This window comes from Flavobacterium sp., from assembly GCF_043778725.1.
Lineage (GTDB): Bacteria > Bacteroidota > Bacteroidia > Flavobacteriales > Flavobacteriaceae > Flavobacterium.
The window spans coordinates 1-14,441 of the sequence record NZ_JAYWFT010000066.1; the positions used below are offsets into that span (position 1 = coordinate 1).

The following is a 14,441-nucleotide window of genomic DNA, read 5'->3' on the forward strand; positions in this document are numbered from 1 at the left end:
CGTGCAATAGTATTTGACACAACAGGAAATCTAATAGTTGGTGGGAATTTCACAACCGTTAATGGTGTGTCTAGGACTTATTTTGTCAAGTTTAATGCATCAATTGTTCCATCTGAATTTAAACAAGCAAAATTAGATCTAACTTCCGGTCCAACATTAGTAAAACTACCACCAATATATATTTTTCCTGATGAATTGATTACTATTGATAGTACTTGTCCGTTTACATTTGGATTAAAACTGTTCAAGCTACCATCGGCATTTATTTGAGCCAATCCATTACGTACAACTCCATTTATAGAAGTAAAACTACCGCCAATATACCAACCACCTATGGGATTTGGAACTATAACATTTACGGTACCAAGTACTTTTACATCATTTATGTTAAAAGTTGATGTTGTATTGCTAGTTAATTTTACAGCCGTGCCACAATACTCTCCAACGCTTGTGAAAGCACCACCTACATAGGTACTTCCGTCGCTTGCTTTGGCGATTGCAGTAACTGTATTGTTAAATGCATAATTGTTAATTTGAGTTTGGGCTTTCGCATTGGCGACTACAAACAACATAATTACAATCAGCACTTTAAGAAACTGATTCCATGCTATTTTGCCTTCTTTGATTTTTTTACCAAAGGACATAGTTACCGTTTTTTTACTTTTAGAATAAGTAGTTTTTTTCATAGAAATTGAGGTTACTTGTTAACTTTACAAAATTGTAAATTAAAAAAATGGAATCATACACGTACAAACCCCTGATTTTAAAGTTTTATATAATAGAAAACCTCTTCAATAATCTGTATCGATTATTTAGGACTTGTAATATTAGTTATAGTACTATTAAACCATACAAAAAAACTCCTCAATTTCTTGAGGAGTTTTAGTTTTAAGCTTGTCCTGTAGGACCAAAATTTAAGGGTATTGGCGGTTGTTCAGAATCCTTAATATCGCCATGAGCTTGTTCAAATCGGTGGATATTTTCTCCAATAGCTTTAAGTAATCTTTTAGCATGTTGTGGCGTTAAAATAATTCTCGATTTAACTTTTGACTTTGGAACACCGGGCATGATGGTCACAAAATCTAAAACAAATTCTGATGGAGAATGATTTATTATTGCCAAGTTGGAATAAATTCCCTCAGCAATTTTTTCATCAAGCTCAATGTTAATCTGTCCAGGTTGTTGATTGTTATCGCTCATGATTAATATACGTATTCTTCTTTGTTAGCCATCAAATCATTATAATCTTCCTTCGAACCTACAATAATATTATCGTAGTCTCTCATACCTGTACCTGCTGGAATTCTATGTCCAACAATTACATTTTCTTTAAGACCTTCTAATGTATCTACTTTACCAGCAACTGCTGCTTCATTTAATACTTTTGTAGTCTCTTGGAACGATGCTGCCGAAATAAATGATTTAGTTTGAAGCGAAGCTCTAGTTATACCTTGCAATACTGGAGTTGCAGTGGCAGTGATAACTTCGCGAGCTACAACTAAATTCTTATCATTACGCTTCAACAATGAATTTTCATCTCTTAATTCTCTTGGAGAAATAATTTGACCCGGTTTAAGACTATCTGAATCACCAGCATCTTCAACCACTTTCATTCCGTATAATTTATCGTTTTCACGAATAAAATCACTTGTATGAATCAATTGCTCTTCTAAGAATAAAGTATCTCCTGGATCTTCAACTCTTACTTTACGCATCATTTGACGAATTACAACCTCAAAGTGTTTATCATTAATTTTTACACCTTGAAGACGGTATACTTCTTGAATTTCGTTAACCAAATACTGTTGAACAGCAGATGGACCTTGAATTCTTAAAATATCATCTGGAGTAATTGCTCCATCAGATAAAGGAACTCCAGCTTTCACAAAGTCATTCTCTTGAACAAGAATTTGACTAGATAATTTAACTAGATATTTCTTAATCTCACCAAATTTAGATTCGATGATGATTTCACGATTACCTCTTTTAATTTTTCCAAAAGAAACTACTCCATCAATCTCAGAAACTACTGCTGGATTAGAAGGATTACGAGCTTCTAACAACTCTGTAATTCTTGGTAAACCTCCAGTAATATCACTTGCTTTAGAAGAACGACGAGGAATTTTCACAAGAATTTTACCTGCTTTAATTTTCTCTCCATCTTCTACCATAAGGTGCGAACCTACTGGTAAGTTGTAAGAACGAATCAATTCGCCATCTTTACCGTAAACTAATAAAGTTGGAACTAATTTTTTATTTCTTCCTTCAGAAATTACTTTTTCTTGGAAACCTGTTTGCTCATCGATTTCAACTTGGAATGATTGTCCTTGTTCTAAATCTTCGTAAGCAATTTTTCCAGTAAATTCTGAAACAATTACACCATTATATGGATCCCATTTACAGATAGCCGCACCTTTTTCAACAACGTCACCATCTTTTACGCTGATAACAGAACCGTAAGGAATATAATGCGTACTTAATAGAATTCCTGTTTTAACGTCAATTAATTTTAATTCTGTTGAACGAGAAACAACAATATCTACTTTGTTACCATCGGCATCTTCACCAACAACAGTTTTTAAATCTTCTATTTCTAGTTTTCCACCAAATCTTGCAATAACACTAGATTCCTCAGAAACTCCACCGGCAACTCCACCAACGTGGAACGTACGAAGTGTTAACTGTGTTCCTGGCTCACCAATTGACTGTGCAGCGATAACACCAACAGCTTCACCTTTTTGAGTCATTTTTCCAGTTGCTAAGTTTCTTCCGTAACATTTAGCACAAATACCTTTTTTAGCTTCACAAACTAGAGGAGAACGTACTTCAACTTTTTCAATTGGAGATTCTTCAATAATTTTAACGATAGCTTCAGTAATTTGTTCACCTGCATGGATAACAATATCAGAAGTTAAAGGGTTGATAACATCTTGCAATGCAACACGTCCTAAAATTCTTTCTCCTAATGTTTCAACAATTTCTTCATTTTTCTTTAAAGCAGAAACTTCAATTCCTCTTAAAGTACCACAATCTACAGAGTTTACAATTACGTCTTGAGAAACGTCATGCAATCTACGAGTTAAGTAACCAGCATCCGCTGTTTTAAGAGCCGTATCCGCAAGACCTTTACGTGCACCGTGAGTAGAAATAAAGTACTCAAGGATAGAAAGACCTTCTTTAAAGTTAGAAAGAATTGGGTTTTCAATAATTTCACCACCACCAGCAGTAGATTTTTTAGGCTTCGCCATCAAACCACGCATACCAGTTAACTGACGAATTTGTTCTTTAGATCCACGCGCTCCAGAGTCAAGCATCATATATACCGAGTTGAAACCTTGTTGGTCTTCTCTAATATTTTTCATTGCAAGTTCTGTTAATTGCGCATTTGCAGAAGTCCAGATATCAATAACTTGGTTGTAACGTTCGTTATTAGTGATAAGTCCCATGTTGTAGTTAGCAGAAATACCTTCTACTTGAACACGAGCATCAGCAATCAATTTAGTTTTTTGTTCTGGAATTCTAATATCTCCTAATGAGAATGACAATCCACCTTTAAAGGCAAATTTATACCCCATGTCTTTCATTTCATCAAGGAAAGCTGCAGTTGTAGGAACGTTGGTTACCGACAAGATTTTTCCAATAATATCACGTAAAGATTTTTTAGTCAATACTTCATTTATAAATCCAGCTGCTTCAGGTACTACTTCATTAAATAATACTCTACCGGCAGTTGTTTGAATAATTTTAAAAACTTGTTCTCCACTTTCGTTAAAATCTTTAGCGCGAATTCTAACACGAGCATTCAATTCTAATCTTCCTTCGTTTAAAGCAATATTTACTTCTTCGGCAGAATAGAAAGTCAAATCTTGACCTAAAATTTTATGCTCTGGAGTAGACAAACGTTCTTTGGTCATATAATAAAGACCAAGTACCATGTCTTGAGAAGGTACCGTAATTGGAGCACCATTCGCAGGATTCAAGATGTTGTGAGAAGCCAACATCAATAATTGTGCTTCAAGAATAGCTTCTGGTCCAAGTGGCAAGTGAACTGCCATCTGGTCACCATCAAAATCCGCATTAAATGCAGTACACACTAATGGGTGTAATTGGATAGCTTTTCCTTCAATTAATTTTGGTTGGAATGCTTGAATACCCAATCTGTGTAATGTAGGAGCACGATTCAGTAATACTGGGTGACCTTTAATTACATTTTCTAAAATATCCCAAACAACAGGTTCTTTTTTGTCAATTATTTTCTTTGCAGATTTAACTGTTTTAACAATTCCTCTTTCGATTAATTTACGAATAACGAATGGTTTGTATAATTCGGCAGCCATATCTTTAGGAAGACCACATTCGAACAATTTCATTTCTGGTCCTACAACAATTACAGAACGCGCAGAATAATCGACACGTTTTCCTAATAAGTTTTGACGGAAACGACCTTGTTTACCTTTTAATGAGTCAGATAAAGATTTTAATGGTCTGTTAGATTCAGTTTTTACAGCAGAAGCTTTACGAGTGTTATCAAATAATGAATCTACTGATTCTTGTAACATACGTTTTTCGTTTCTCAAGATAACTTCTGGAGCTTTAATCTCCATTAATCTTTTAAGACGGTTGTTTCTAATGATAACTCTACGGTACAAGTCATTCAAATCTGAAGTTGCGAAACGACCTCCATCAAGTGGCACTAACGGACGCAATTCTGGTGGAATAACTGGTATAACTTTAAGAATCATCCATTCTGGACGGTTCTCTCTGTTTAAGTTAGAGTCACGGAAAGATTCAACTACTTGTAATCTTTTTAATGCTTCTGTTTTTCTTTGTTTAGAAGTTTCATTATTTGCGCTGTGTCTTAATGAATAAGAAAGTGCATCTAAATCAGTTCTAGCCAATAAATCCATAATACATTCTGCTCCCATTTTGGCAACAAATTTATTAGGATCAAAATCGTCAAGATATTGATTTTCCATTGGAAGGGTATCTAAAATATTTAGATATTCTTCTTCTGTTAAAAAGTCAAGACGTTGCAAAGATTCACCTTCTGCATTTTTAGCAATACCTGCTTGAATAACTACATATCTTTCGTAGTAGATAATCATGTCTAATTTCTTAGATGGCAAACCTAAAATGTAACCAATTTTGTTTGGAAGTGAACGGAAATACCAGATATGAGCAATTGGCACAACAAGATTGATGTGTCCTACTCTATCACGACGTACTTTTTTCTCTGTAACTTCAACACCACAACGGTCACAAACGATTCCTTTGTAGCGAATTCTTTTATATTTTCCACAAGCACATTCAAAATCTTTTACTGGACCGAAAATTCTTTCGCAGAAAAGACCATCACGTTCTGGCTTGTGAGTTCTGTAATTAATTGTTTCAGGCTTTAAAACTTCACCTCTAGATTCAGCTAAAATTGATTCTGGCGATGCCAAACCAATTGAGATTTTTTCAAATCTTTTAGGAGCTGTACCTTTATTATTGTCTTTGTTATTTCTATTATTCATCATAGTTTTTACTATTGATTTATTTGCAATTAAAAATTGATTTTAGTTTAATACTATAATTAAACTACTACCGCGGATTACTTCTCTAAACCTCAAAACTAATTTTTGAAGTGCTAATTATAAAATTAAGAAATTTTATAAAAAATCGGAACGATTTACGGGTCTAAATCTTAAAAACTCTTTAAAAAAGTATTCAGTCTCAGCATACAGTTTGCACTGCGACTGAGACTGAAAACTATTATTATTCTTCTAATCTGATATCTAAACCTAGACCTTTCAATTCATGCATTAATACATTGAATGATTCTGGCAATCCTGGTTCTGGCATTGATTCACCTTTTACGATAGCTTCGTAAGTTTTGGCTCTACCAATAACGTCATCAGATTTTACTGTTAAAATTTCACGTAGTGTACTTGATGCACCATATGCTTCAAGTGCCCAAACCTCCATCTCTCCAAAACGTTGACCTCCAAATTGAGCTTTACCTCCAAGTGGTTGTTGCGTGATAAGTGAGTATGGTCCGATTGAACGTGCGTGCATTTTATCATCAACCATGTGTCCAAGTTTCAACATATAGATAACTCCAACTGTTGCTGCTTGATGGAAACGTTCTCCTGTCCCTCCGTCATATAAATAGGTATGACCAAATCTTGGGATTCCTGCTTCGTCTGTTAGTTCATTAATTTGATCTAAAGTTGCACCATCAAAGATTGGCGTTGCATATTTACGACCTAATTTTTGTCCTGCCCATCCAAGTACAGTTTCATAAATTTGTCCAATGTTCATACGAGAAGGTACACCTAGTGGATTCAATACGATATCAACTGGAGTTCCATCTTCAAGGAACGGCATGTCTTCATGACGAACGATACGAGCAACGATACCTTTGTTACCGTGACGTCCAGCCATTTTATCACCTACTTTTAACTTACGTTTTTTAGCGATATACACTTTTGCAAGTTTCAAGATTCCTGCTGGAAGTTCATCTCCAACAGTAATTGTAAATTTCTCTCTACGTAAAGCACCTTGTAAATCGTTTAATTTGATTTTGTAGTTGTGAATTAAGTCGTTAACCAAACGGTTAGTTTCATCATCAGCAACCCATTGTCCTTTAGTTAAGTGAGCAAAATCTTCAACAGCATAAAGCATTTTCTGTGTATATTTTTTACCTTTTGGTAAAACTTCTTCACCCAAATCGTTCATTACACCTTGCGATGTTTTTCCGTTTACAATTAGAAATAATTTTTCAACTAACTTGTCTTTCAATTCAACAAATTTTGTTTCAAATTCTAATTCTAAAGAAGTTAAAGCATCTTTATCTTGCGTTCTCTTACGTTTATCTTTTACCGCTCTTGCGAATAATTTTTTGTCTAAAACTACACCGTGTAACGAAGGAGATGCTTTTAATGAAGCATCTTTTACATCACCAGCTTTATCACCGAAGATAGCTCTTAAAAGTTTTTCTTCTGGAGTTGGATCTGATTCTCCTTTTGGAGTAATTTTTCCGATAAGAATGTCGCCAGGTTTAACTTCGGCTCCAATTCTAATCATTCCGTTTTCATCTAAATCTTTAGTAGCTTCTTCAGAAACGTTAGGAATATCGTTAGTCAACTCTTCGTTACCTAATTTAGTATCTCTAACTTCTAATGAATAATCATCTACGTGGATTGATGTAAAAATATCGTCACGAACAACTTTTTCAGAGATTACAATTGCATCCTCAAAGTTGTATCCTTTCCATGGCATAAATGCTACTTTAAGGTTTCTACCGATGGCTAATTCTCCGTTTTGAGTTGCGTAACCTTCGCAAAGCACTTGTCCTAATTGAACTCTATCACCTTTTCTAACGATTGGTTTCAAGTTAATAGAAGTACTTTGATTTGTTTTTCTAAATTTAATTAATTGGTATGTTTTTTCATCTGGGTCAAAACTTACCATTCTTTCTTCTTCAGTTCTATCGTATTTGATGGTAATCATGTTAGCATCAACATATTCGATAGTTCCGTTTCCTTCAGCATTAATTAACACTCTAGAATCTGAAGCAACTTGTCTTTCAAGACCAGTTCCAACGATTGGAGCTTCTGGACGCAATAATGGTACGGCCTGACGCATCATGTTTGATCCCATCAAGGCACGATTCGCATCATCATGTTCCAAGAAAGGAATTAATGAAGCCGAAATAGAAGCAATTTGATTAGGCGCGACGTCAGTATAATGGATTTCCGTTGGTTTCACTACTGGGAAATCGCCTTCTTCACGAGCAATAACCGTATCAGCAATAATGTTTCCTTTAGCATCCATTTCGATGTTTGCTTGAGCAATCATTTTACCTTCTTCTTCTTCAGCACTTAAATAAACTGGAATACTTTCTAAATCAACTTGTCCGTTAGTTACTTTACGGTAAGGAGTTTCGATAAATCCCATTCCGTTAACTTTTGCATAAACACCAAGAGATGAAATTAATCCAATGTTTGGTCCTTCAGGAGTTTCAATTGGACAAAGTCTTCCGTAGTGTGTATAGTGAACGTCACGAACCTCGAAACCAGCTCTTTCTCTTGAAAGTCCACCTGGTCCAAGTGCTGATAATCTTCTTTTGTGTGTAATCTCAGCTAATGGATTCGTTTGATCCATAAATTGAGACAACTGGTTAGTACCAAAGAAAGAGTTGATAACCGATGATAATGTTTTAGCATTAATCAAATCGATTGGTGTAAACACCTCGTTATCTCTAACGTTCATTCTCTCACGAATAGTTCTAGCCATACGAGCTAAACCAACACCAAATTGTTGAGACAATTGTTCTCCAACTGTTCTAACACGACGGTTTGATAAGTGATCAATATCATCAATATCTGCTTTCGCATTGATAAGTTCAATCAAATATTTTATAATTGTAATGATATCTTCTTTTGTTAAAACTTGTTTTTCCATTGGAATATCAAGGTTTAACTTTTTGTTCATTCTGTAACGACCTACTTCACCTAAGTTATAACGTTGGTCAGAGAAGAACAATTTATCAATAATACCACGAGCTGTCTCTTCATCAGGCGGTTCAGCATTACGTAATTGTCTATATATATGTTCAACAGCCTCTTTTTCAGAGTTTGTTGGATCTTTTTGTAATGTATTGTGGATGATTGCATAATCAACTTGATTATTTTCTTCCTTATGTAGCAGGATTAATTTTACATCAGCATCAAGAATTTCTTCTACATTATCTTTATCTAATATAGTATCCCTGTCTAATATAATTTCGTTACGTTCGATAGAAACTACTTCGCCAGTATCTTCGTCGACGAAATCTTCATGCCAAGTATTCAATACTCTTGCCGCTAATTTTCTACCAATGTATTTTTTAAGACCCGTTTTTGAAACTTTAATTTCTTCTGCAAGATCAAAAATTTCAAGAATGTCTTTATCTCTTTCAAATCCGATTGCACGTAAAAGAGTAGTAACCGGTAATTTTTTCTTTCTATCAATGTACGCATACATTACGTTATTGATATCCGTTGCGAATTCTATCCATGAACCTTTAAAAGGAATTACCCTAGCAGAATACAATTTTGTACCATTTGCATGGAATGACTGACCAAAGAAAACTCCTGGAGAACGGTGTAATTGAGAAACAACAACACGCTCAGCACCATTTATTACAAACGTTCCACTTGGTGTCATGTAAGGAATTGTACCTAAATATACGTCTTGAACTATAGTCTCAAAATCCTCATGTTCAGGATCTGTGCAATATAATTTAAGGCGTGCTTTTAAAGGCACACTGTACGTTAAACCTCTTTCGATACACTCTTGAATAGTATAACGTGGTGGATCAACAAAGTAATCTAGGAATTCTAATACAAATTGGTTTCTTGTATCGGTAATTGGAAAATTTTCCATGAAGGTGTTGTATAACCCTTCGTTGCCTCTTTCGTCAGATTTAGTTTCCAATTGGAAAAAATCTTGAAACGATTTTACCTGAACATCTAGAAAATCTGGATATTGAGGGATATTTTTAGTAGAGGCAAAATTCAATCTTTCAGTCTGATTTGTTATCATCAATGGACAAAATTTTGATTTAAAAAAAGTAATTTTTGTGTAAAAACACTGTTTAATCTATACTCTTTCCTTTTTATAATCAGCACATCTTTAAAAATAAACCAGGAAAATTAGTTTATTTATTTCATCGTATTGATTAAAATTTTTCGTATTTTAAACTATTTTATAATAAAACTTGTTATAATTTTATTATACGAAAAATGGTTTAGGTCATTAAGCGATTAAACTTAAGACCTAAACCTAGTTCTAAAACTATATAAGAGTTATTTTAACTCAACAACAGCTCCAGCTTCTTCTAACGATTTTTTCAAACCTTCAGCTTCTGCTTTAGTAACTCCTTCTTTGATGTTAGATGGTGCACCGTCAACAAGATCTTTAGCTTCTTTCAAACCTAAACCTGTTAATTCTTTAACTGCTTTTACAACAGCTAATTTAGAAGCACCAGCTTCTTTAAGTACTACAGTGAATTCTGTTTGCTCTTCAGCAGCAGCTTCTCCACCACCAGCAGCAACTACTACCGCTGCAGCAGCTGGTTCGATACCATACTCATCTTTTAATATTGTAGCTAAATCGTTAACTTCTTTTACAGTTAAGTTAACTAATTGTTCTGCGAATTGTTTCAAATCTGCCATTTTTTCTATCGTTTAAAATGTTTTGTAATTTATTTTTGTTTACTCGTGCGCTAATTATTCTGCTGTTTCACCTTTTTGTTCAGCGTTGTTTAACAATGCTGCAATAACGCGTTTAGCAGGAGATTGAAGTAATCCAATGATCTCTCCAATAACTTCTTCTTTAGATTTAAGAGATGCCAAGCTATCCAAAAGGTTATCACCGATATAAATTTCACCGTTGATATAAGCTCCTTTGAAAGCTGGTTTATCTGATTTTTTTCTAAAATCTTTAATTATTTTTGCAGGTGCATTTGCAATATCTGCGATAAATATTGAAGAGTTACCTTTTAATATTGATGGTAAATCACCATAATCATTAGCAGATGCTTCCATTGCTTTTTCTAGCAAAGTATTTTTAACAACTTCCAATTTAATTCCAGCCTTAAAACAAGCTCTTCTTAAATTTGAAGTAGTATCTGCATTTAATCCTGATGTATCAGCAATATAAATGATATTACTTTCAGCCAACTTTGCAGTTAAATCTTCTATCGCGATTGATTTTTCTTCTCTAGTCATAATAAAATTTGTTTAACTACCAATTATACAGCTTTAGGGTCTAAAGCAATAGCAGGACTCATTGTACTAGATAAGTGAATAGACTTAATATAAGTACCTTTCGCTGCAGTTGGTTTTAATTTAATTAATGTTTGAATGATTTCATAAGCGTTGTCTACAAGTTTGTCAGCATCAAAAGAGATTCTTCCAATTCCTGCATGAACGATACCAGTTTTATCAACTTTAAAGTCAATTTTACCAGCTTTAACTTCTGCAACTGCTTTACCAATTTCCATAGTAACAGTTCCAGTTTTAGGGTTAGGCATTAAACCTCTTGGTCCTAATACACGACCTAAAGGACCTAATTTACCCATAATAGATGGCATAGTGATAATCACATCAACATCTGTCCATCCATCTTTAATTTTTTGAAGGTAATCGTCTAAACCTACATAGTCAGCACCAGCAGCTTTCGCTTCTGCTTCTTTATCTGGAGTTACCAAAGCTAATACTTTAGTATCTTTACCAGTACCATGAGGAAGCGTTACAACACCTCTTACCATTTGATTTGCTTTTCTTGGATCTACTCCTAAACGAACAGCAATATCTACAGACTCGTCAAATTTTGCTGAAGCAACAACTTTCAATAAAGATGAAGCATCTTTTAAAGAATATAGTTTGTTTTTTTCAATTTTTGAAGCAGCCTCTTTTTGTTTTTTTGTCAATTTTGCCATTTCTTACCTTAATTTAGAGGAGAATCTCCAGTTACAGTTATACCCATAGATCTAGCTGTTCCAGCAATCATGCTCATAGCTTTTTCAATTGTGAAAGCATTTAAATCGACCATCTTGTCTTCAGCGATAGCTTTAATTTGATCCCAAGTTACACTAGCAACTTTTTTTCTATTAGGCTCGCCAGAACCAGATTTCAACTTAGCAGCATCCAATAATTGAATCGCAGCAGGTGGAGTTTTTACAACAAAATCAAAAGATTTGTCTTTATACACGGTAATTTGTACCGGTAAAATTTTGCCAGGTTGATCTTGGGTTCTAGCATTAAATTGCTTACAGAATTCCATGATATTAACACCAGCAGCTCCCAGAGCAGGTCCAACCGGTGGCGATGGGTTCGCAGCACCTCCCTTAACTTGTAGTTTAACTACCTTACTAATCTCTTTAGCCATTGTTTAAAAATTTAACACACAATCATTGGAAGCGATTGATGTGGATTTATTATGTATGTAACAAAAATTATACTTTTTCTACTTGCATAAAACTCAATTCTAATGGAGTTTTTCTTCCGAAAATTTTAACCATTACTTCAAGTTTGCGCTTTTCTTCGTTGATTTTTTCAATTGTTCCGTTAAAACCATTAAAAGGTCCATCAATAACCTTAATTGTTTCATCAATTTTAAAAGGAATAGATTGCGTATCAACATTTACAGATAATTCATCAACCTTACCTAACATTCTATTTACCTCAGACAATCTTAATGGAACAGGATCACCGCCCTTAACCTCACCCAAAAAACCAATAACACTAGTTATAGATTTAATAATATGTGGTATCTCACCAATAAGGTTAGCCTCGATCATAACATAACCTGGAAAATAAACTTTATCTTTAGATATTTTTTTTCCGTCTCTTACCTGAACAACTTTCTCTGTTGGCACCAATACTTGAGAAACATAATCACTCATGCCAAGTCTATTAATTTCAGTTTCAATATAGGCCTTAACCTTATTTTCCTGTCCACTAACAGCTCTAACTACATACCATTTTTTCACACTATTATCAGCCATCGCAAAAATATTATCCTTTTATCAAATTGAAAAAACCTGCAATTGCCTTAGCACAAAGCTCATCTACACCCCATGTTGCCAAGGCGAAAATCACTGAAAAAAGAGCAACAACAATTGTTAATCTTTGAACTTCAGCCCACTCAGGCCAAGTTACATTTGATTTTAATTCTTCAAATGCTTCTGAAAAATAATTTAATACTTTTGACATAATGATTTATTTTATTGCACGGGCGGAGGGATTCGAACCCCCATCAACGGTTTTGGAGACCGCTATTCTACCCTTGAACTACGCCCGTTTGATAAAATCCAGCAGAACAACCAAAAGGCTTCCTGCTGGATTCTTATTTTATTTATATTTATTCTACGATTTCAGTTACTTGACCAGCACCAACCGTTCTTCCACCTTCACGGATAGCAAAACGCAAACCTACGTTCATTGCGATTGGACTTAATAAAGCTACATCAATTGTTAAGTTGTCTCCTGGCATAACCATCTCTACTCCTGTAGGCAAAGTGATAACACCCGTTACATCAGTTGTACGCACATAAAACTGTGGACGATAATTATTATGGAATGGAGTATGACGTCCACCTTCTTCTTTTTTCAAAATATAAACCTCAGCTTTGAATTTAGCATGTGGTTTTACCGAACCTGGCTTAATGATAACCATTCCTCTTTTGATAGATTCTTTATCAACACCTCTTAACAACAAACCTACATTATCTCCTGCTTCACCTCTATCTAGGATTTTACGGAACATCTCAACTCCAGTAATAGTAGAAGTTAATTTTTCAGCTCCCATACCAATAATTTCAACTGGATCACCAGTATTAGCAACACCAGTTTCGATACGACCTGTAGCAACAGTTCCACGACCAGTAATTGTAAATACATCTTCAACAGGCATCAAGAATGGTTTTGCTGTATCACGAATTGGTTCTTCAATCCATGTATCACAAGCTTCCATTAATTCGATAATTTTTGGTACCCAAGCTGGATCGTTATTTAATCCACCTAAAGCTGAACCTTGAATCACAGGACCATTATCTCCATCATATTCATAGAAAGACAATAAATCTCTGATTTCCATTTCAACCAATTCTAATAATTCTGCGTCATCAACCATATCCACTTTATTCATGAATACAACAATTCTTGGAATTCCAACTTGACGACCTAAAAGGATATGCTCACGAGTTTGTGGCATTGGCCCATCAGTCGCAGCTACTACTAAGATAGCACCATCCATTTGAGCAGCACCAGTAACCATGTTTTTCACGTAATCTGCGTGACCTGGACAGTCAACGTGTGCATAGTGACGATTAGCAGTTTCATACTCAACGTGTGATGTATTAATAGTAATACCTCTTTCTTTTTCTTCTGGAGCATTATCAATTTGATCAAATGATTTTGCTTGACAATAACCTGCATCAGACAATACTTTAGTGATCGCTGCAGTTAATGTAGTTTTTCCGTGATCCACATGCCCAATTGTACCAATATTAAGGTGTGGTTTGTTACGATTAAAATTTTCTTTTGCCATTTTAATTAATTTTAAACTTAGTTATATATTTATTAGTGTTCAAATTTTACATTTTTGAGCCAACTACGGGAATTGAACCCGTGACCTCTTCCTTACCAAGGAAGCACAGCAGAGATAATTGGTCGTAAACGTTGTTCAATTGGAAGCTGCAGATTGTCAAAAACGGTGTTCAATTGGAAGCTGCAGATTGTCAAAAACGGTGTTCAATTGGGAGCTGCGTATTTTGTAAACGTTGTTCAATTGGAAGCTGCAGATTGTCAAAAACGTTTACGACCAATTATCTCTGCTGCAATTTAACTCCGCTTTCGAGTACCTCGAATAATTATTATGGGTGTTGTCCCCTAAGCCGGCTGACTACA

General features: G+C 34.7%; 11 protein-coding genes and 2 tRNA genes. All 13 read right to left on the reverse strand.

Annotation, left to right across the window (positions count from 1 at the left end):
- Positions 1-77: 77 nt before the first annotated feature.
- The 13 genes from ACH2CG_RS05615 to ACH2CG_RS05675 all read right to left on the reverse strand — a co-directional run bounded on the left by ACH2CG_RS05615 (position 78) and on the right by ACH2CG_RS05675 (position 14,204).
- Complete coding sequence (locus tag ACH2CG_RS05615) at positions 78-686, reverse strand: delta-60 repeat domain-containing protein (protein ID WP_395063056.1); 609 nt, start codon at positions 684-686, stop codon at positions 78-80.
- A gap of 202 nt (positions 687-888) precedes the next feature.
- The gene (locus ACH2CG_RS05620) at positions 889-1,200 is read right to left on the reverse strand and encodes a DUF3467 domain-containing protein (RefSeq protein WP_395063058.1); all 312 of its coding nucleotides are present in this window, start codon (positions 1,198-1,200) and stop codon (positions 889-891) included.
- Positions 1,201-1,202: 2 nt separating this feature from the next.
- On the reverse strand, positions 1,203-5,519 hold the full coding sequence (gene rpoC / locus ACH2CG_RS05625) for a DNA-directed RNA polymerase subunit beta' (RefSeq protein ID WP_395063059.1): 4,317 nt from the start codon (positions 5,517-5,519) through the stop codon (positions 1,203-1,205).
- Positions 5,520-5,757: 238 nt separating this feature from the next.
- Positions 5,758-9,570: a DNA-directed RNA polymerase subunit beta gene (rpoB, locus tag ACH2CG_RS05630; protein ID WP_395063061.1), complete on the reverse strand. Its 3,813-nt coding sequence runs from the start codon at positions 9,568-9,570 to the stop codon at positions 5,758-5,760.
- Between the two features lie 263 nt (positions 9,571-9,833).
- The gene (gene rplL / locus ACH2CG_RS05635) at positions 9,834-10,202 is read right to left on the reverse strand and encodes a 50S ribosomal protein L7/L12 (RefSeq protein WP_395063063.1); all 369 of its coding nucleotides are present in this window, start codon (positions 10,200-10,202) and stop codon (positions 9,834-9,836) included.
- Between the two features lie 54 nt (positions 10,203-10,256).
- Positions 10,257-10,757 (reverse strand): 50S ribosomal protein L10, encoded by a 501-nt coding sequence (rplJ, locus tag ACH2CG_RS05640; RefSeq protein ID WP_395063065.1) that lies wholly within the window; start codon positions 10,755-10,757, stop codon positions 10,257-10,259.
- Between the two features lie 23 nt (positions 10,758-10,780).
- Positions 10,781-11,470, reverse strand: coding sequence for a 50S ribosomal protein L1 (gene rplA / locus ACH2CG_RS05645; RefSeq protein WP_395063067.1), 690 nt, complete (start codon positions 11,468-11,470; stop codon positions 10,781-10,783).
- An 8-nt stretch (positions 11,471-11,478) separates the two neighbouring features.
- Positions 11,479-11,919 (reverse strand): 50S ribosomal protein L11, encoded by a 441-nt coding sequence (gene rplK, locus ACH2CG_RS05650; protein ID WP_395063069.1) that lies wholly within the window; start codon positions 11,917-11,919, stop codon positions 11,479-11,481.
- Between the two features lie 67 nt (positions 11,920-11,986).
- Positions 11,987-12,538: a transcription termination/antitermination protein NusG gene (gene nusG / locus ACH2CG_RS05655; protein ID WP_395063071.1), complete on the reverse strand. Its 552-nt coding sequence runs from the start codon at positions 12,536-12,538 to the stop codon at positions 11,987-11,989.
- Positions 12,539-12,548: 10 nt separating this feature from the next.
- The gene (gene secE / locus ACH2CG_RS05660; RefSeq protein WP_395063073.1) at positions 12,549-12,746 is read right to left on the reverse strand and encodes a preprotein translocase subunit SecE; all 198 of its coding nucleotides are present in this window, start codon (positions 12,744-12,746) and stop codon (positions 12,549-12,551) included.
- Positions 12,747-12,763: 17 nt separating this feature from the next.
- A tRNA-Trp gene (locus ACH2CG_RS05665) sits at positions 12,764-12,834 on the reverse strand.
- A 60-nt stretch (positions 12,835-12,894) separates the two neighbouring features.
- Entirely contained in the window at positions 12,895-14,082 is a 1,188-nt protein-coding gene (gene tuf / locus ACH2CG_RS05670; protein ID WP_395063075.1) for an elongation factor Tu, read from the reverse strand.
- Between the two features lie 57 nt (positions 14,083-14,139).
- Positions 14,140-14,204, reverse strand: a tRNA-Thr gene (locus ACH2CG_RS05675).
- Between the last annotated feature and the right edge of the window lie 237 nt (positions 14,205-14,441).

Coding starts and splice junctions, on each gene's coding strand:
- ACH2CG_RS05615 (WP_395063056.1), bottom strand. CDS start 686: ATGAAAAAAACTACTTATTCTAAAAGTAAAAAAACGGTAACTATGTCC.
- ACH2CG_RS05620 (WP_395063058.1), bottom strand. CDS start 1,200: ATGAGCGATAACAATCAACAACCTGGACAGATTAACATTGAGCTTGAT.
- rpoC (WP_395063059.1), bottom strand. CDS start 5,519: ATGATGAATAATAGAAATAACAAAGACAATAATAAAGGTACAGCTCCT.
- rpoB (WP_395063061.1), bottom strand. CDS start 9,570: ATGATAACAAATCAGACTGAAAGATTGAATTTTGCCTCTACTAAAAAT.
- rplL (WP_395063063.1), bottom strand. CDS start 10,202: ATGGCAGATTTGAAACAATTCGCAGAACAATTAGTTAACTTAACTGTA.
- rplJ (WP_395063065.1), bottom strand. CDS start 10,757: ATGACTAGAGAAGAAAAATCAATCGCGATAGAAGATTTAACTGCAAAG.
- rplA (WP_395063067.1), bottom strand. CDS start 11,470: ATGGCAAAATTGACAAAAAAACAAAAAGAGGCTGCTTCAAAAATTGAA.
- rplK (WP_395063069.1), bottom strand. CDS start 11,919: ATGGCTAAAGAGATTAGTAAGGTAGTTAAACTACAAGTTAAGGGAGGT.
- nusG (WP_395063071.1), bottom strand. CDS start 12,538: ATGGCTGATAATAGTGTGAAAAAATGGTATGTAGTTAGAGCTGTTAGT.
- secE (WP_395063073.1), bottom strand. CDS start 12,746: ATGTCAAAAGTATTAAATTATTTTTCAGAAGCATTTGAAGAATTAAAA.
- tuf (WP_395063075.1), bottom strand. CDS start 14,082: ATGGCAAAAGAAAATTTTAATCGTAACAAACCACACCTTAATATTGGT.